General features: G+C 38.4%; 13 protein-coding genes. 4 read left to right on the top strand and 9 right to left on the bottom strand.

Going from position 1 to position 19,299, the window contains the following annotated elements:
• Positions 1 to 2 precede the first annotated feature (2 nt).
• The 6 genes from hemL to ACE1ET_RS05495 form a co-directional block, all read right to left on the bottom strand.
• Positions 3 to 1,298, bottom strand: a complete 1,296-nt coding sequence (gene hemL, locus ACE1ET_RS05520; protein WP_375727365.1) for a glutamate-1-semialdehyde 2,1-aminomutase — start codon at positions 1,296 to 1,298, stop codon at positions 3 to 5.
• 27 nt (positions 1,299 to 1,325) lie between these two features.
• Positions 1,326 to 2,294, bottom strand: coding sequence for a porphobilinogen synthase (gene hemB / locus ACE1ET_RS05515; protein WP_375727364.1), 969 nt, complete (start codon positions 2,292 to 2,294; stop codon positions 1,326 to 1,328).
• Between the two features lie 4 nt (positions 2,295 to 2,298).
• Complete coding sequence (locus ACE1ET_RS05510) at positions 2,299 to 3,090, bottom strand: uroporphyrinogen-III synthase (protein WP_375727363.1); 792 nt, start codon at positions 3,088 to 3,090, stop codon at positions 2,299 to 2,301.
• Entirely contained in the window at positions 3,083 to 4,015 is a 933-nt protein-coding gene (gene hemC / locus ACE1ET_RS05505; RefSeq protein ID WP_375721054.1) for a hydroxymethylbilane synthase, read from the bottom strand. Before hemC ends, ACE1ET_RS05510 begins: the two co-directional genes overlap by 8 nt.
• An 11-nt stretch (positions 4,016 to 4,026) precedes the next feature.
• On the bottom strand, positions 4,027 to 5,274 hold the full coding sequence (hemA, locus tag ACE1ET_RS05500; protein ID WP_375727362.1) for a glutamyl-tRNA reductase: 1,248 nt from the start codon (positions 5,272 to 5,274) through the stop codon (positions 4,027 to 4,029).
• Positions 5,275 to 5,379: 105 nt separating this feature from the next.
• Entirely contained in the window at positions 5,380 to 5,730 is a 351-nt protein-coding gene (locus tag ACE1ET_RS05495) for a hypothetical protein (RefSeq protein ID WP_375727361.1), read from the bottom strand.
• Positions 5,731 to 6,491: 761 nt separating this feature from the next.
• Between ACE1ET_RS05495 and ACE1ET_RS05490 the strand changes: the two genes are divergently transcribed.
• Genes ACE1ET_RS05490 through ACE1ET_RS05480 form a run of 3 tightly spaced genes read left to right on the top strand, consistent with a single transcriptional unit; the run spans position 6,492 to position 14,496 of the window.
• Positions 6,492 to 11,675, top strand: a complete 5,184-nt coding sequence (locus tag ACE1ET_RS05490; RefSeq protein ID WP_375727360.1) for a TIR domain-containing protein — start codon at positions 6,492 to 6,494, stop codon at positions 11,673 to 11,675.
• Positions 11,676 to 11,713: 38 nt separating this feature from the next.
• A complete protein-coding gene (locus ACE1ET_RS05485; RefSeq protein ID WP_375727359.1) occupies positions 11,714 to 14,050 on the top strand; it encodes a RyR domain-containing protein in 2,337 nt (778 codons plus the stop codon).
• 14 nt (positions 14,051 to 14,064) lie between these two features.
• Positions 14,065 to 14,496 (top strand): lysozyme inhibitor LprI family protein, encoded by a 432-nt coding sequence (locus ACE1ET_RS05480; protein ID WP_375727358.1) that lies wholly within the window; start codon positions 14,065 to 14,067, stop codon positions 14,494 to 14,496.
• A gap of 13 nt (positions 14,497 to 14,509) precedes the next feature.
• Here the strand turns inward: ACE1ET_RS05480 and ACE1ET_RS05475 are convergent, their stop codons facing one another.
• Positions 14,510 to 15,493, bottom strand: a complete 984-nt coding sequence (locus tag ACE1ET_RS05475; protein WP_375727357.1) for an endo alpha-1,4 polygalactosaminidase — start codon at positions 15,491 to 15,493, stop codon at positions 14,510 to 14,512.
• Between the two features lie 202 nt (positions 15,494 to 15,695).
• On the opposite strand from ACE1ET_RS05475, the gene ACE1ET_RS05470 reads away from it, so the two are divergent.
• On the top strand, positions 15,696 to 17,762 hold the full coding sequence (locus ACE1ET_RS05470; RefSeq protein WP_375727356.1) for a DUF6055 domain-containing protein: 2,067 nt from the start codon (positions 15,696 to 15,698) through the stop codon (positions 17,760 to 17,762).
• An 18-nt stretch (positions 17,763 to 17,780) separates the two neighbouring features.
• On the opposite strand, the gene ACE1ET_RS05465 is transcribed toward ACE1ET_RS05470, so the two are convergent.
• Together ACE1ET_RS05465 and ACE1ET_RS05460 are read right to left on the bottom strand one after the other, a co-directional pair.
• Positions 17,781 to 18,629, bottom strand: a complete 849-nt coding sequence (locus tag ACE1ET_RS05465) for a hypothetical protein (RefSeq protein WP_375727355.1) — start codon at positions 18,627 to 18,629, stop codon at positions 17,781 to 17,783.
• Positions 18,626 to 19,282, bottom strand: a complete 657-nt coding sequence (locus ACE1ET_RS05460; RefSeq protein ID WP_375727354.1) for a hypothetical protein — start codon at positions 19,280 to 19,282, stop codon at positions 18,626 to 18,628. The genes ACE1ET_RS05465 and ACE1ET_RS05460 overlap by 4 nt, the downstream gene beginning before the upstream one ends.
• Between the last annotated feature and the right edge of the window lie 17 nt (positions 19,283 to 19,299).

Here is a 19,299-nt window from a genome sequence, read left to right as displayed (position 1 = left end):
TCTTATTTTTTCAGGCCTTTCATAACCTCAAAATTCTTTTTTATAGTCATCTCAATATCCTCGTCACTGTGCGCCATAGACACAAAAACGGCCTCAAACTGCGATGGTGCATAATAGATGCCCTGCTGCAGTGAACCGTTAAAATAGTCCGCAAACAGGCTGGTATCGCAGGTCTGCACATCGGCAAATGAGCTCACCGCCTCATTGCGTGTAAAAAACACGGTAAACATGGATCCTACCCTGTTGATAACCGCCGGAATTCCAAGTTCTGTAAGGTTGTTCCGGAAGCCGGTCACCAGACGATCGGATTTTTTCTCCAGTTCTTCATACAGTTCAGTCTTGTCATTGAGTGTTTTCAGCGTGACATAACCAGCTGTCATGGCCAGCGGATTTCCCGACAGTGTTCCGGCCTGATATACCGGTCCAAGAGGTGCAAGTTGCTCCATGATCTCACGTTTTCCACCGTAGGCGCCTACAGGCAGACCACCACCGATAATTTTACCGAAAGTAGTTAAATCGGGTTTAATACCACAAATGCCCTGTGCGCCACTTCGCGAAAGGCGGAATCCTGTCATCACCTCGTCGAAAATCAGCACAGCACCGTACGTATCACAAAGATTTCTCAGTCCGGTAACGAATGATTTTTTAGGCCTTATCACACCCATGTTTCCGGTAACAGGTTCAAGGATAACGGCGGCAATGTCTTTTCCTTTTTCAGCAAATACCTTCTCCACAGCATCCAGATCGTTGTAGGCTGCCATCAGGGTATCGCGTGCTGTTCCGGGCGTAATACCGGGTGAATCTGGTGTTCCCAGCGTCAGCGCTCCTGAACCTGCTTTAATCAGAAAACTGTCGCCGTGACCGTGATAACAGCCCTCGAATTTCAATACCAGGTTGCGTCCGGTATAGCCACGCGCCAGGCGTAGGGCACTCATGGTAGCCTCGGTTCCTGAGTTAACCATCCGGATCATCTCCACCGACGGAACCATCTCTTTTATCAGTTCCGCCATGGTGGTCTCTATTTCAGTCGGAGCGCCATAACTTGTACCGCGCATCGCAGCTTCCTTCACCGCCTCAATGACCGGTTCATACGCATGACCCAGTATCATCGGGCCCCACGATCCCACATAATCAATGTAGGTGTTACCATCGATATCCGTGATTTTGGATCCTTTGGCATTGCTGATAAATACCGGATTGCTTTTTACGCTTTTAAAGGCCCTTGCCGGTGAATTTACACCGCCCGGCATGCCTTCCTGAGCCTTTTCAAATGCTGTTATACTTTTGTCAAATTGCATTGTTTTCAGTTTTTTCGTCGGATTGAATTACAGTTTCTCAATGATGTCCTGTGTAAAGTAGGATATGATGATGTCGGCACCTGCCCGTTTAATGGAGGTCAGCATCTCCATGGTCAGCTTTTCCTCATCAATCCAACCATTGGCTGCCGCTGCTTTGACCATTGAAAATTCACCGCTCACATTATAGGCTGCCAAAGGCAGATTGAAATTATTTTTAACGTCGCGGATAATATCGAGGTAGGACAATGCCGGTTTAACCATCAGGATATCAGCGCCCTCAATCACATCCTGCTCCGCTTCACGCAGGGCTTCCATGCGATTGGCAGGATCCATCTGATAGGTTTTACGGTCACCAAATTTCGGTGCACTTTCGGCAGCATCTCTGAACGGTCCATAGTAGGCCGAAGCAAACTTCACCGAATACGACATGATGGGTGTATTCTGAAAATTCGCTGCATCCAGCGCTTCACGAATGGCTTTTACACGGCCGTCCATCATATCACTTGGGGCTACCATATCCACACCGGCTTTTACAAGTGATACGGATTGTTTTGCCAGGGTCACCAGGGTGAAATCGTTATCCACATCACCGTCTATCAGTGTTCCACAGTGCCCGTGTGTTGTGTATTCACAGTTGCAGATGTCAGCAACCACATACAAATCAGGCACCGCTTTTTTAATAGAATGAACCGCCTGCTGCACTATGCCGTGATCATGACAGGCGACCTCGCCGGTTTCATCCTTATGTTCCGGAATACCAAACAGTAAAACAGATTTTACCCCTTTATCATACAATTCCTTACATCTTTCTGTCAGCACATCAACCGACATCTGGTAATTGCCCGGCATGGATGCAATTTCGTTCTTTACGTTTTTGCCATACCTCACAAACAGAGGCATGATCAGATCATCCCGGGTAAGTTTGGTTTCGCGTACCAAATCTCTTATCACCGGTGTTTTTCTTAATCTTCTCAATCGTGTTACAGGAAATGCCATGATTTTATTGTTTTTTGTGTTCGTTGTATGTAATGCTTTCTTCAATCAGTGTTTCAGATTTGGGTTCAGAGGCAATCACCAGCGGTTCTATGCCATGCGACCTGCAGGCTTTGGCTGTCACCTTTCCAATACAGGCTGCTCTGACCTCATTCATTTCAATATCTTTTTTAAACAGTGGTGCAAAATGATGCACCGCCGAAGGGCTGTAAAACAGGATCAGTTTATAATGCCCCTGAATAACACGCTCTTTAATACGGCTGTCTGCAAAATCCGGCGATATGGTGTTGTACAAATCCAACCGTGTCACGCTGCAGAACCCATCGAGTTCATCCGTAAACTTTTGGTCAGCCAGCTTTCCGGTTGACCACAAAACCTTGTCGTTCGTATGTAATACCTGTTGCTTCAGTTGTTTTGCGAACTGAACAGAATCCTTAGTGTTACTGATAAAGTCCGGTTCTGTGCCGTATTCCTTCAGTGCCTCCGCAGTTTTATCACCGATCACGGCCGTTTTAAGCCCTGAGGGCAAAGCCGTTTTCAGGCGATCAAAAAAGTATTTCACCCCGTTAGAACTTGTGAAAACAAGCCATGAATACGACTGCAGCTGATCCGGAATGATGCCGGCACCCTGGTCCGGTTCAACCGGTACCGTTTGGATCAACGGCAATTCCAGCAATTCATAACCGGAACCGGAAAGCAATGGTTTCAGGGCTTCTGAATTTCCTTCAGCCCGTGTGGAGATAAAGACCTTCTCTCCTGCTTTAGTGCTTACACTATGTACAGATGAACGCTTATCCATTCACTCTTATTTCGTCCAGAATATCTTTACCACCCCTTTCGATGAGTTTTTCTGCCAGCTCAATTCCCAGGTTCTCAGCCTGTGCTGCGTCTCCGGAGAGAACTTCCGAAATATACCTGGAACCATCCACCGATGCAACAAAGCCTTTCAGGGTTAACCGGCCTTCTTTTAGTTCGGTGTAACACCCCACAGGAACCTGGCAACCACCCTCCAGGGTACGCATAAATGCGCGCTCCGCAGTGATGGATATCCATGTGTCTTCGTTGCTTATTTGCTGCATAACGGCATCCAGTTCGGGTCTTCCGGTGACCGTCTCCACGCCGATGGCTCCCTGGCTCACGGCCGGAATCATAATATCGGGAGAAATAATTTCCGACACATGCTTTTCCAGTCCGAGGCGCTTCAGTCCGGTATAGGCCATAATCATGGCATCGCAGTAACCGTCTTCCATCTTTTTGAGCCTTGTATTTACATTCCCCCTGATATCGACAATGGTAATATTTTTATTGTAATTCAGTAGTCCCGCCCTGCGTCTCAGACTTGATGTTGCAACGCGGTCTTCCGGAGTTAAATCTTTTAGTTTTTTGCCGGTAAAACTCACCAGGGCATCGTTAATGTCACCCCGTTCGCTTACGGCTGCCAGTTTCAGACCTTCGGGCAGCTGTGTCGGCATATCCTTCAGGCTATGCACGGCAATATCGATTGTACCGTTGATCAGTTCAACCTCCAGCTCCTTTGTAAAAAGCCCTTTATCGCCAATTTTTGATAACGAAACATCGAGTATTTTATCCCCTTTGGTCTTAATAATCTTAATTTCAACAAGTAACTCAGGAAAGTTTTTTGACAGGATATCCTTCATATAGTTAGCCTGGTAAAGCGCCAGCTGACTTCCCCGTGTACCTATAACCAGTTTTTCAAGTTGCATAAACAAATGCCTTAATCATTAAATAAAAATAAAGACTGAACTTTCTCTATGATGCTGTCATCCTTTTCATTTGTTGATAAGGCTTTCAACTGCTTGATCACGTTCCTGGCATATTTCTGAGCCAGACGTTCGCCATATTCATCCATCAATTTAATTTCGTCATCACCATAAAACTTCCTGGAATTTTCAATCTCATTCTTCTGTATGGTATTGATATTCTTTGTAATGGAATTGATGACAGGCCTTAATCGTCTGTGTTCGAACCATTCCTTGAATTCATCTGTCATTTCCCTGATGATCGTGCTGGCCTTATCCAGACTGTCGAAGCGCATTTTATTGGTATAATCCACTGACCCTTGCAGGTCATCCACAGAAACAACTTCTGCATTCTGCAACTCTTTTATACCATCATCAATATTTCTGGGAACAGAAAGATCTACAAAGATATTTGGTTTGCCGTTAATGTATTTTTCAACGTCAGACTTAGTAATCAGATGATTTTTAGCACTTGTTGCTGTAATTACAATATCACATTCCGGAAGATGCTCTTTAAAATTCTCAAAGCGGATTGCATTTCCTTTATACAGTTTGGCAAATTTTTCTGCTGTTTCGTAGGTGCGGTTCACCATATAAAAGTTTTTGGCTCCCTTATCACTTAAATAGTTTAAAGCGATCTTCCCTGTTTCGCCGGTACCGATTAAAAGAATATTTTTCTGGGATAAATCACCGAGTCTTTTGTAACACCAGTCGATTGCTACATAACTTACAGATGTGGCTCCCTGCTGTATTCTTGTTTTGGTTCTGACTTTCTTACTCGTTTCGAAGGACTTCTGGAATAAACGCATCAGTATGGCTCCGGTAAGGGCCGCTTTGGTGCTTCTCAGATAGCATTCTTTCACCTGATTTACAATCTGATTCTCTCCTAGAACAAGTGAATCAACTCCTGAAACCACCTCAAACAGGTGTTTGATAGCCTCGTCGTGTATGTATACGTAAAATGAATTATTGAAATCCTTTTCAATGTGTTTAAACTCTTTGAGGATCTCGACAATTTGTTTTATGGTTCTGTTCTTACACGATCTGTCACGGTAGAAATAAATTTCGGTCCGGTTACAGGTGGATAAAATGACGATCTCTTTGACGTCGGTTTGATCTATAATAAGTTCTGATAATGGTATCACCTCATCCTCAGCAATATAAAACGACTCGCGAATTTCAATGTTCGCTGTCTTATGGTTTATTCCTAATACACCAATCATGACTTATAGAAATATTAATAAAAAATTTGAAAATTCATAAAACCAGCCGGCTATTACAATATCCATACGGGTATATTGAACCGGTAATAATTCAGCAATCCGGAATTATGAAAATATTGGAGGTGGATTTGGAAACAAGGAAAAATCATCATATGCTTCATCAGCATAGTAGTCCCTGTTCTTTGGTGGACTGAAATTACCTGTATACACCGGAAGTACATAATCCAATCCTGTTATACTGATAACCTCAGACATCGCATATTGTACATCTGTATAATGAATGGTATCTTCTGATATTTCCTGTTCAGAAGACTCCATATAGATGCTTTTGGCTTCAACCTTTTCGACATGTGATTTACTGTGCTTTTCAACAGATAATGTTATCATAAACACCGAGTAGATCACGGCGATGATGACATATGGTAATAGTGTTGAAAATGCTCCAAAGAAAAACATATACTTAAAATTGAGTCACAAATTTAGTATTATTTGGTTAATGCACACATAATTGATAACATCAGTTAACCAAATATGTTATAAAATATATGTTTTAATATGTGTTAAAGATTTTAATCATTTAATAAATTGAGATATATCAACGAAGCAGTTATTTTCTCTCATTCAAGGGCACAATAAAGGATATTATGAATAAATCATAGCGATTATTCCCGGATAATCTCCAAATTGGTTTTGAAACTTAAATATGAAAATCCATAAGGATCATATACTCAAAAACAGTCTGTCGTACTATTATCAAAATCTAAATTCCATATGACTCTTAGCCTAAAACATATAAGATGCAGTTCAGGTAAAACATACGTTAAGTGTAAACTTTTCAATAGTTTAAATACACAAAAGAATAAAACATATTGTACTCTGGAAACAAGTAAATATAACAATTGCATTTTTATTTAACTAAAAATCTAAAACTTTAATACGAATTACGTTTTTTAACTATCTTTATGCATCAAAAGTTTGTTTTTAACATTAGATTGATAATTGAAGAGACGCCTGTATAACAAACTTAGACTTTAACACATACTTGCAATTATATCAGTTCATTATCTACAGCTTTCGGTGTAATAATTCATATACGTAATTCTATATGTCCGGGGCTAAATAAGTGGGTAGGAATATTGGCATGATGGGCTTGTTTTAACTTCATTGCGAATTTATATAGAAATATTGATCACTTGAAACAGTAAATCATTAATCTCATGAACCCCCAAAACTTTCAGTATTACGCCTTTATCAGTTACAGCAGAAAAGATGAGAAATGGGCAAAATGGTTACAGAATAAGCTTGAGACTTATAAACTTCCAAGCATCATCAGAAAAGAGACGGGCAATCATATACCCAAACAGATAAGACCTGTATTCCGGGATAAAACAGATATTGGAGTCGGAAGTCTTACCCAATCCTTAAAAGAGGAACTGGAAGATTCAAAATGTCTAATTGTGGTTTGCTCACCCAACAGTGCAAAATCTGAATGGGTAAACCATGAAATAGAAGCTTTTAAAAAGATGGGGAGAAGTGATAAAGTCATCCCTTTTATAGTAGATGGAATACCTGATGAAAATAATGATGACCGGAACTGTTTTCCTCCGGCCATTTCTTTGGACACACTTGGAGCATCTGTTACAGAGTTAGGTAGGGATAAAGCTTTCGTAAAAATAGTAGCCGCTATCCTGGGATTAAAATTTGACCAACTATGGAACCGGCATAATCGTCTTGAGCGCAAAAAGAAAATTATTCGTCGGAGTATAGCTACCGGTTTATTTATTATGTTTGGAATAGGTGGATATTTATCATGGGATTATTATATCCCAAAATATGAATATTACGTAGACTATGTTGACAAATGGGGTATTCCGGAGGGAGTAATCAAACTATCAAAAAAAGAGCGTGCCGTTAGAAACAGGTTTTATCAATTTACTTATGAAAAAGGATTATTGCGCTCAGTGATGCACTGCAACTCTTCGTTAAGCCCTTTAGAACACGACCATTCAGAATATACTGACAGGCCAACCAAACAATTTATTATTTATAACAGCAAAAAGCAACTCAGTCAGGTTGACTTTGCCGATCGAAATAATAAAGTTTTGATGAGCTTTAAATATGCAGGGAATAAATTTGATGAAGTAGATTTAAAAAACGCCCAGGGGAAAGATGCGGTATTAGCCAATAATATGACAAGTATTAGAGAAAATCTTTTAAATTCCACACTTAACAAAAGTAAAATAAACCATTATTCCATAACGCGAAATGATGAGGGATATGCTACTTCCGTCTATTATAAATATGGCGGATTAGAAAATGTATGCGATGCCAACGGTATATTTGGGAAAGCTTTCTCACTTGATGAAAAGGGAAGAATAATAAGCATACATTTTTTAGATGTTAATGGCGATACCCTGGCCAACCGTCAGGGACTTGCAGGGAAAAAATATAATTATGACAAATTTGGGAATATTTGCAAAGTTGAATATGTAAACCTTAAAAACCAACTCTCTATAAATGAAAAAGGCTACGCCTGTGAAATTGTGGAAGCAGATATGAATGGTAATATCTCATCTTTTTGTGAATACAATGATAGTATGCAACCTGTTAATTGCGATGATCTTTATTTTAAAATGATTATTCATTACGATGAAAAAGCCAACATAAATGAATATCAGTTATATAACACGAATAATGAATTATGTACTGGTAAAGAGGGCTTCGCCATAAAAAAAATCATCTCGGATGAGTATGGATATCCACGTAAAATTTATGCATTTGATGAAAAACAACAAAAATGTACGATAAATCAGGGTATATTTCTATACGAACATTTCTATGACAAAAATGGCAATTTACAAATTGAAAAAGCTTTTGATAAAGAAGAGAACTTAACCTATTGTACAGATGGATACGCCAAATCGGCAATAACATATAACGATAAATTTGAAATTATAAACATATCCTTTTACGGGATCAATAATAAACCGTGTCTTTTAAATGGTGGCTATTCATCCTTTTCAAAAGAATATGATGAAAATGGAAACATAATTAAGGAATCGTATTTCGACATTGACAGCAAGCCTGTTTTAATTTCAGAAGGATTCGCCATATACAATGCCCGGTATGACAGCAGGGGCAACCTCATAGAATATTTTGTTGAGGATACTGCCGGTAATCCCTGCTACTCAAAAGAAGGCATCTACCGGGTAGCATATGAATACGATCTCGCAGGAAACAGAACTAAAACAAGTTTTTTTGATACCAACAATAAACCAACAGCTTTAAAAGATTGTAATTATGCCAGTTACACCTCCGTTTATGACAAACGAGGAAATGAAATTGAAACTGCATATTACGATGAAGACGGTAACCTTGTGCTAAACAATACAGGCTATGCCATTGTGCGTAATGTTTATGACATTAAGGGTAATGATATTCAAACTACACATTACGATACAGATAAAAACCCGGTTATAACAAATGAGGGATGTTTTAAAATCATTTCAAAATTTAATACCAGTAACTTAGAAACAGAACAAGCTTACTATGATCTAAATGAAAATCCGGTAACTGCTTCAAGGGGATACCATAAAATGATATCAGAATATGACGAAAGAGGTAATTTGACGAAACAGACTTATTCAGATATTGAAAATAAGCCTGTCAAAAGTAATCAGGGATTTTACGAATATACTGCGAACTATGATCTATCGGGTAGACTTCTTGAAGTAAATTACGCAGATAAAAACAAAGAAGAAATTCATAGTAATGAAAATGATGATCCGGGCTGTAAGTATGACGATGCCGGAAGGCTTATAGAAAAAATCAATCTGAATGAAGACGGTAAATGCGTTATGAATGAAGAGGGATATGTTAAGCTTAAGAACAAACTTGATGACAACGGAAATATTGCGGAGCAAACCTATTACGATGCCGATGATAATGCAATGCTACACAAAGATGGGTACGCAAAACTACGTTTCACATATGATGAACATGGGAATATTGCCGAACAGAGCTGTGTTGGAATTAGTGATAAACCTGTAATTTGTAAAGCCGGTTATGTAAAATATAAGGCTATATACGATGCCTACGGCAATATTACGGAAATGAAGTATTTTGGTTTTGATGACCATCTCCGGCTTATTAAAGATGGTTATGCTGGTTATACCGCCAAATACGATAAAAGAGGAAACCAAATTGAACAGCATTTTTTTGGTGTTGATGGAAATCCGTGTTTTAATTCATCAGGATACGCTTCTGTTTTCAGAAGATATGTTGATAACAACCCTACTTATATTGAATTTAAGGATCTGAATAACACTATTGACAATTTAAATGAAAGTATTGCGATTGTTGAAAATACATACGACGACACTGGAAACCTTGTTAAAAAAGCCTTTTTCAACAAAGATCATCTCCCCTGTACAAATTCGGCAGGTGTATCTTCCAAACAGTCCGTTTATGATAATAAAAATAATGAGATTGAAACATCTTATTGGCATAATAACCAACTGGTATATCCTGGTTCAGATGGCTATACGTTAATGAAATCTGTGTTTAACGAACATGGACAGGTGACAGAACAAACTTATTTTGGATCACAAAGAGAACCAATAACCGGTAATAATGGATATTTTAAAGTCAGGATAACGTACGACGAAAATGATTATGAAAAAGAAAAGAGATTTTACGACACAAATGATAACCTGACTTGTTGCAGTGACGGCTATGCTATTATGAAATCAAAATATGACGAAGAGGGCAACTTACTGGAACAATCTTATTTTGATAAACAGTCATCACCCACACAATACAAATATGAAGGTTATTCAAAAATAATTTTTAAGTACGATAAAAGAGGCAATGTAACCGAGAATACCCTATTGGATTCGGATGGGAATAGCTGTACCGGTTTATTGGGTTTTGCAAAAATTATTAATGAATACGACATCTATGGGAATAACACGAGTGTTGCATATTATGATACCACAGGGAAACTTGTAAACCACAGGCAAGATAATTATGCCAGGCAGGTATCCAAATACACACCAGAGGGATTACTATTAGACGTGACCTATTATGGCCCCGATGGGGAATACGCATTGTTTCAGAACCATTATTCAGCAATTAAGTTTGCTTATGACGAGTACGGTAACATGGTAAAAGTTAGTTTTTGGGGTGCAGATTCTTTGCCCTGCTTCAACGAAGATGCAGATTATTATTTTTCATCATCAACATCTTCCTATGATCTAAGCGGCAACCAGACAGAACAATGGTATTATGATATTGATGGACAGCCAAGTGTTGATGTTAGCGGGATACATGGCTTTAAACTGAAATATAACAAAAGAAATAAAGTAATTGAAAGAGCATACTTTGGCATTGATCGCAAACCAATATTAAACACTGAAGGAATCGCAAAAAAGGAGATAGAATATGATGAACGTAATAATATGACCGAAGTTAGATTTTATGATGTTACTGGAAACCCATGTAAGACTAAAGAAGGCTATTCGAAATTCTCCTGTATCTATGATAGTTATCAAAGGGTAACAGAACAAAAATTTTACGATGAAGAAAATAATTTATGCAATAGTGCTGAGGGCTATGCCAAATTCACAAAAATGTACGACAGCAGAAGTAATCTAATTGAAGAATCATTGTATGATGAGAAGAATAGCCTAACGGTTCCTCCCAAATACAAGTATGCAACAAGAAGATTAAAGTACAACGAAAAAAGCCTTCTTATAGAAGAATCATCTTTAGATACAGATGGCAATTTAATGATTCAGGATGATGGGAATGCCTTTATCCGATATAAATATGATGACCGGGGTAATAAAACTGAAACCAGCCTTTATGATGTTAATGATCAACCATGCAATTCAAAATCAGAAGGTTTTCATACTATAAAAAATGTGTATAACTGCAGGAATAAGATTAAAGAGATGATATGTTTGGATCTCAATAATAACCTTATCTGCGGAACGCTTAGTTTTGCCAGAGCTGAATTAAAATATAACATATTCGGACAAATATCGGAACGATTGCTATATGATGAGACAAACACCCTCATTGAAAACAAAGAAATTGTTTATATAACTAATATTATTCCTGAAACCCAAGCCAGCAAACTGGACTTTCAGAAAAATTCTATACTGTGTGCTTATGGAAGCTGGGATATGACAATGACAAGGGAAGAATTAATAAAGGTGACTGCTCAGGAAAAAAATTTAGATAAAAAAATAATAATCTGTCTGTGGTCAAATAATGAATTTTTAGAATATGACTTCAAAGCCGGACAGGTTGGTTTTTACCATATAAAATATGAAGTCCCTGCTTTTAAATACGACGAAATATTGTTGAAATATAAAGAATACATACATAATTATTAAACTTTCATTATCATCCGTTTTCTTCTCATCATAACATCATGAAAAAATTATTCGATAAACTCATATTAAAATCGTTTTGGGTTCAACTGGCAGCATTGATTGGCTTGATCGTAATACTGGCTTCTGTTTTTTTACTTTTCAGTAGCAGGCTTTCTCTGGGCAGCGAAGTCGTTACACATATTGAAAAGCTGATAACACCGGTTCCTTCAGATTCATTAGTCTCGCAACAGGTTGATCCGATCAAATCCAATGCCCATACACCTCCACCTGTAAAGGACAGAGTATGGTTTATTGTTAGCAGGTTAATCGATCCTGGCTATCTGAATGACAGCGAAGACAAACTATTTACACTTATAGTTACTATTTTGGGATGGATACTTTGTGGCGGAATAATGATTGCAATCATTACCAATGCGTATTTTGAACGGATTAAAAAACTTGAGAATGGTCTTGTCCGGTACAAGTTTAAAAACCATTATATTCTGTTCGGTTATAACTCTATGACGGCTGACTTAATTCAGCAGATTTACAACTGGAAAGGATATCATACCAACGAGGTAATCGTGATTCACTCAGATCAGGATGCAACGACGATAAGAGCTGCACTCAGGGCAAGTATCAATCATAAAATCCTCAAAAACATATATATATATCGTGGTGACAGAAGTTCTCAGGAAGAGTTAAGTAAATTAGGTCTTGAACATGCTAAACTTGCCATCGTTACGAATGAAACAAACGAAACCGGATCAGATGCAAAAAACATTGATTGCTTTGATAAAGCTGCAAGAATGATCCGTTCCAAAAAAAATGATACAAGAAAGATTCCTTTTTATGTATACTTCAATGAATCTCAAACCTTTAGGATAGCTAAGGATTTTAACGTGGATCCGGATTATAATGATTGTGTGAGTTTTTATCCAATCAGTTTTTATGAACAATGGTCGAAACATCTTTTTGTCAACTTTGCCACGTTCTTTAATGATGAACCGATCTACCCACCTCTGGACCAGGAACCTATAACAAAAAACAGCAACTTATTCGTTGATCTTTATATCCTGGGATATAATAAAATGAGTTTGGCATTAATTACGCAGGCGGCCAGAATATGTCATTTCCCGAATAAAGAAAAAACAGTTATTTCTGTGATAGACAAAAAAGCTAGTGAGATAGAACAGGCTTTTAATGCAGAATTCAGAGGAAAGGACCGTCTTGATGACCTGGAGATAAAGTTTTATGATTATGATGTTTACTCAGAAGACACACACAATTTATTTCATAGCAGCATTAATAACCTACACGCAATGACTTATATTGCAGTTTGTTTCTCGGATCCTGACTTTGCCCTTTCTGTTGGATTAAGTCTGCCACTGGAAATTTTTACGCAACGGATTCCTTTACTTATCAGACAAAACGACAACCACAATCTTCACAAGAACTGTCATCCCAATGTATGGTATTTTGGCATGCAGGATAAAAACTTCATTTTTGATGATATGACAGACATTATGGCCTCAAAAGCAAACGAAACTTATAATGCGTTGGTAAATAAACCCGACTCATTTACGCATCATCAACACCAACTTTGGGATGATTTATCTGAAACTTATAAATGGGCTAACAGATACCTTGTTGATAGTTACCCGATAAAATTAAGAAGTCTTCATCTTTCTGAAAAAAATATTGGCAAAGGACAGGCTAATGAACTGATTTCATCAGAGACAGAACACCGTCGGTGGATGGCTGAACGCGTAATGTCCGGATGGACTTACGGAGACAAACGAAATGACCGTTTAAAAGTACATCCACTTCTGGTTCCGTATAAAACCTTAAATCAGGATGAAATTGAAAAAGATAAAATGTTGCATGCGCAAGTTGTAAAAACGATGATTAATCTTAAAAGTGAATATGATAATTTCAAGCGGTATACCGAGGCCCCTGAAACTTATGTTAAAACAGCGAATATCCGAGCTAAGAAGCTTGATAATGCCATCACCATCAACAGCCTTGAAAACAGCGAATTAACAGGCAAAAAAGGAGAATATTTATGTATTGGTTCTGAAGGCGAACAATGGATTATGACGGAAAATAATATAACCGAAAAGTACCTGTTAATTTCGGCCTCTGCTGATAACGAAGGCTTTAGCACATATAGGCCAATTCAGGACAAACACATCGTCTCGGCTAAACGGCTCACCACCAAAAGAGCTATAAGAATTTCGGCAAACAATATTCTTTACGGTAAGATAGGTGATATGTTGCTGCAACCATTAGCACCAGGGAATACATCTGAACAATGGATCGTAGATGCAGATATATTTTCAAAAACATATGTCAGAGTAAATCATTCGAACCATGTTTCTAAAAATAAACCTTAAAACTATTTAATCCCATGCACTTATTTCGGAATACCTTAAGTAGCATTATGATTGTGTTGTTTCTTCTGGCTTTTGCACAATCTGCTAAATCACAAACACAAGCAGAAATGAACCAGGAAGCTTTTGATAGTTTTGCGGAAGCTGATAGTGTTCTAAATGTCATATACCAGCAAATATTTATCGAATATGCAAATGATAGAACATTTCTGGAGAACCTGAAAAAATCGCAACGCCTTTGGATAAAATTCAGGGATGCCGAAATGGAAGCCAGATTTCCAATGGATGAACGAAGTCATTATTATGGAAGTATGTTTCCAATGTGTTATGCGGCTATCAAAAAATCATTGACGGAGGACAGGATTAGGCAGCTAAGGGTATGGATTGACGGTCTTCCTGAAACTGAAGGCTGTACAGGGTCCGTAACAAAAATAAAAGAAGAAGAGTAGGTTAATATAAATTTTACCTGATTTCTTCAAAGTACTCAAAGGCATCTATAATATCCAGGTAAACACCATCAAATCCGGCAGCGATAACCTTATCCAGGTAGGCATCATTGCTTCCAAAAATAATTTTCTGCCATTCCGGATCCCAGAACCAAACCTTGTAGTTCCCTTCCCAGTCCGGGTTTTCTTTGTAGAGCCATTCCGGTGGACTTTTAAGCCACATATTATTCCAGTAGTACCTGTAATCTTCGGCTTCCCCAATGCTCATGTAGCATATTACGAGACGAGTCCCTCCATTCTTTTTTAGTTTCAGTTCCGCTGTTTCCTGGGCAGTAAAAGCCACATTCTCATGAAATAAATCCAAGATGATAAGATCGTAATTTGTAGCAGATACAGCCTCGATAAAATCCTGTTTGGTGGCAAATTTACCGCTGTTAATAAGGTATAAAAAGTTTTTAGCATCAGTCACTGACCCAACATCTTTACTGTTTACATTGTACGGTTCATTGGGATAACCCGGAATATCGTTCAATTTCCTGTTATCTGCGGCAAAAGAGATAAATCCATTAGTATTGCTCCTGGCATATGAATCATCCATTTTAATATGTGTTGAACAATAATCTGTCACTAAAACCTCCACACCATTCTGATCATATAACAGACAATAATCCAGCATATATTGCATTTCAGATGTTGGAGTAGCTTCGTTATCTTTATTATACCCATAAAATAAGTCTTCGCGACCAACGGCATTAATGGCGTTCAAATATGTGGTTTCCAAAACACCATCAACCTCACCATTATTTGTGATCAGTTCCTGGCCATTCTGTGGAATGACAATAAAACCCGGCTCAGTATTCCGGGCATAATCAGAAATACGGATCACGAAATTCCGCATCTCCTGACGAAAATCCACATTATCAGGAAGATTATTTTTTTCACAGGAACTCAGCCCTGTAACAAACAAATAAATTATCAGAATCTTATACCCGGTTTTCATCGTTTTATGGTTATTATTAGGATCACGCATAAATAATTACATAATAAACATGCGTACAGCGACATAGTTTATCTTACCATAAGAATTATTCTTAAGCACTGCCCTTATAAATAGCACAAATTCGCAAATCTTTTGCACTTATGTTTGCTGTTCTTGTACCACAAGCGGATTTAATTTAAGTTTGCTGCAAACAAATGAAGAAATGCGATACACAGACATAAAGATTCTAATACTGTTTTTATTGGTTTTGGGTATAATTCCCGCAAACGCCGAGACTCAGGAGAAAGCAATTTATAAACCTTCTTCCTTTGGCAATATGGACCTTAATAACGCGTCCAGTCAATGGTGCTACCAACGAAGTGTGGAATCAGAGAATTTTATTATATTCTGGGAAGCCGGTTATGGATCGAACCCTAAAACAGTAGCCAACGCAGATTACAGAGTCAATACCGATGCTGTTCTGTCCATTGCTGAAGAGGGTTTTGCCATGTATCGTGATTCCATGAAATTTATTATTGAAGGGCAGTCTAAAACAGATCAGTATAAAATGATCATTCTGTTGTTTTATACCACCGACTGGATTGCCAGTGGATCAGGTGTAGATGATATGATCGGACTGCTTAATCTGAGTGCCTGGGCTGCCCAGGCTTTGGGCGTAACTGTAGCGCACGAAGTTGGTCATTGTTTTCAATACCAGGTACATTGTGACGGATTCCCCGGCGGATGGAGATATGGGTTCGGATCAAACGGATCCGGTGGAAACTGCTGGTGGGAGCAATGTGCACAATGGCAGGCATTCAAAGTATTTCCGGATCAACAATTCAGTGACTACCGCTTCAGTGAATACCTGAATAATACCTACAGAAATATTCTGCATGAGTCACCGCGCTATGCCAACTATTTCATCCAGGATTACTGGACCTATCTTCATGGATTTGATTTTATTGGATACTTATGGAGGGAATCACAATACCCCGAAGATCCGGTTGAAGCCTACAAGCGACTGACTAATATATCGCAGTCAGAATTTAACGATGAGATGTACGATCGTGCAGCGCGGTTTGTCACCTGGGATATTCCGGTACTGCGGGACAGAGGTAAGAACTATATCACATCACGTTCGTCCAATACAGTGAGTTCTTCGGATGATGGCTATCTCATTATCGATTCGGACGAATGTTTGGAAAACTACGGCTACAATACTTTCCGACTGAATGTACCCGATGCCGGCGAACCGGTTACGGTTTTCTTTGAAGGCAAAGCAGGTTCAGATGGTTACCGGAATGTAAAAAACAAGGCTTATGCAGGATGGCGTTACGGACTGGTTGGCCTGAATGCAGATGGAAGCAGGTTCTATAGTTCAATGAAATCGCCGAGTTATATAGGATCGCTTGATAATCCCAAAGACACTTTAACCGTTCTCTGTCCGGAAAACTGCACAAAGCTATGGCTGGTTGTGACCGGTGCACCGTCCCAACACTGGCGTCATCCATGGGACGATGATAATTCCAACGATGAGCAATGGCCATACCAGGTAAAATTTGCAAATACCAATTTGTATGGCACCTTCAATTTTACAGAAGAAGATGTGCCACATGATGCCACCATTACACAACATGTAAGAATGGTCCCCTTTGTTGGCAGTGCCAATCCGTATCCAAGTACACCGGTTCAGCCAAACATGGGAACCATCTGTAAGGCTTTCTGTCTGAACCTTTCGGATGTTAAAGCTGCGTTCGGCTCAACCATTAAATACTGTGCCATTAACCCGGATGGAAGCAAAAATTACACATCTACGGCCAATGCTCCCGGTCACTGGTTCGGCAAAAGCGGAAATGTGACCAACTGGGGAAACAGCAGCTATATTTTCTCGGAACTAAACTCAGGAACGCTGACTTTCAACATCGGGCAATATCCAAATCTGTGTAAGGAAGGCGATGAATTTACTATTAAACAGGGACTGGTTTACACACCAGCAGGAGGCTCACAGGTTACGGTGACCTTTGTATTCAACATACTTGTAACATCTGATATTACTGCCGGGATAGATGAAAAACAGGCAAATCAACCGGATTCTCCCGTTTTGAATAATCATGTCAGCGATTATATCGTTCTGAATAAATCGTATGAGAAGGTCATCATCTATAATATGAATGGGCAGGTTATAAAATCAGCATCAAATACCAGTAGAATAAATTCAGCCGATTTAGCATCCGGCGTTTACCTGGTATATGTTAACGGAATGACGGAAAAGGTGGTGAAACTGTAGCCGGTCTATTAAATATCATTATCGGACATATACTCCAAAATCGACATCAAGTCTGGCGTAATCATGTTTCGGCGAAATGATTCGGTCCGTCACTTTATTTTCATACGTCCAAACCATTTTACTTCTGGTGTAGTTGATTTGCTTTTGTCCGAGTGAATAAGCTGAATGGCAAAACAGTCCTACTTTTTGGTTTTTAATGCTAAACAAATCCAGTTTTATCTCAATTCCGGGTTTTATAAAGGGATTATACGTCGGTTCAGTTTCGTAGGTGTAGAGTATTTTTTCGTTGGATAATTTTCTTTTCAGGTAAAACTCCGCGTCCTGTTTTAAAAAGGTGGAATAACCAATGTTACAGTATAGATCCAGATTAAGTCCAGGAATGACATTAAGGTTAAGTTCAGGCCTCAGATATATTCCCATGTCGTTAGCTGCAAATTGCCGATAATTTTTGTCCAGCATAATATATTCAGGATCATGATAATAATGAAAATCTTCAAAGCCTGATATATAATGATGTATAAGCATCGATCCGATTCCCAGTCTAAAGAATGAATTCAGCTCGTATTTGATGACCGCATCATAACCAAGATCAAAAAAATCATCCAGCATTAATAGTTTCAAATCTGTGGAAACATGTTCCCCCACATCAAATTTTATACCGAGCTTAACTGTTATCCAGTCAAATTCATCAGGATATACAGCCAAATAATTCATAAAATCCAGATCCTGCTGTGTATCAAATTTAGTCAGATTTAAATCGGCAATGCCAATAGAAGCCGAGTACCCGAAATTTCTGACTAAAGGTGTTTGTGATTTTAAAATCAGTATATTGATGATGAATAATATCAGAAAAAGTAATTTTCTCATCGTTCAGAAGGAATAATGTTGATAAGATCTGTTGTATCGGATAGAATAGTTCCATCGTCTAAAAACACATCTGTTCTAAACTGTGCAAAAGAATTTTCAACATGAATTTTTAAAACAATTCCTATGGAAGTGTAACTATAAAAATGTATATCATTTATAAAAGCTAATGCTTCATCTTTCTGATGATAAAGATCATATCGGTCTCCAAATGAAAAAAGGATGCAATCTGACAGTTCACTATTTGCCTGATAAGTCCCATTTAAATCAAAAAGTGTATATATTTTAATCGCTTCAACTTCATGATCAGTTTTGTATCCTCTAACTTCATATACCATTTTCTCCCCGGGAGATCCAAAAAATTTCTCAAGTGGAGTATAACCATCATAAACGATTTCTTCTTCAATCGTTAGTTTAAGACAAACCGCATCTGAATACAATGTATCCACTTTTGAATACCATGTATCTTCACCAATGTATGTGCTTATAAAATCCAGAGTTACCAAATCATAAGTCAAATTTACTGTTTCAGGTTCCGGATTTTTCTGAGTACAACTAAAAAATGAACTTATCAAAACTATTGGGATAAGAATAATTTTTAAAGCTGCATTCAGAAATGTAGTATTAGTTGCTTTTGTTTTGCTTAAATATCTCACAGGTAAAAATTTTCGAA

The organism is Quyinboa mangrovi, from assembly GCF_042219825.1.
GTDB lineage: Bacteria > Bacteroidota > Bacteroidia > Bacteroidales > UBA5342 > JBHJHP01.
The sequence above is the reverse complement of the archived record's forward strand: the minus strand, read 5'-3'. Positions and strand labels throughout refer to the sequence as shown.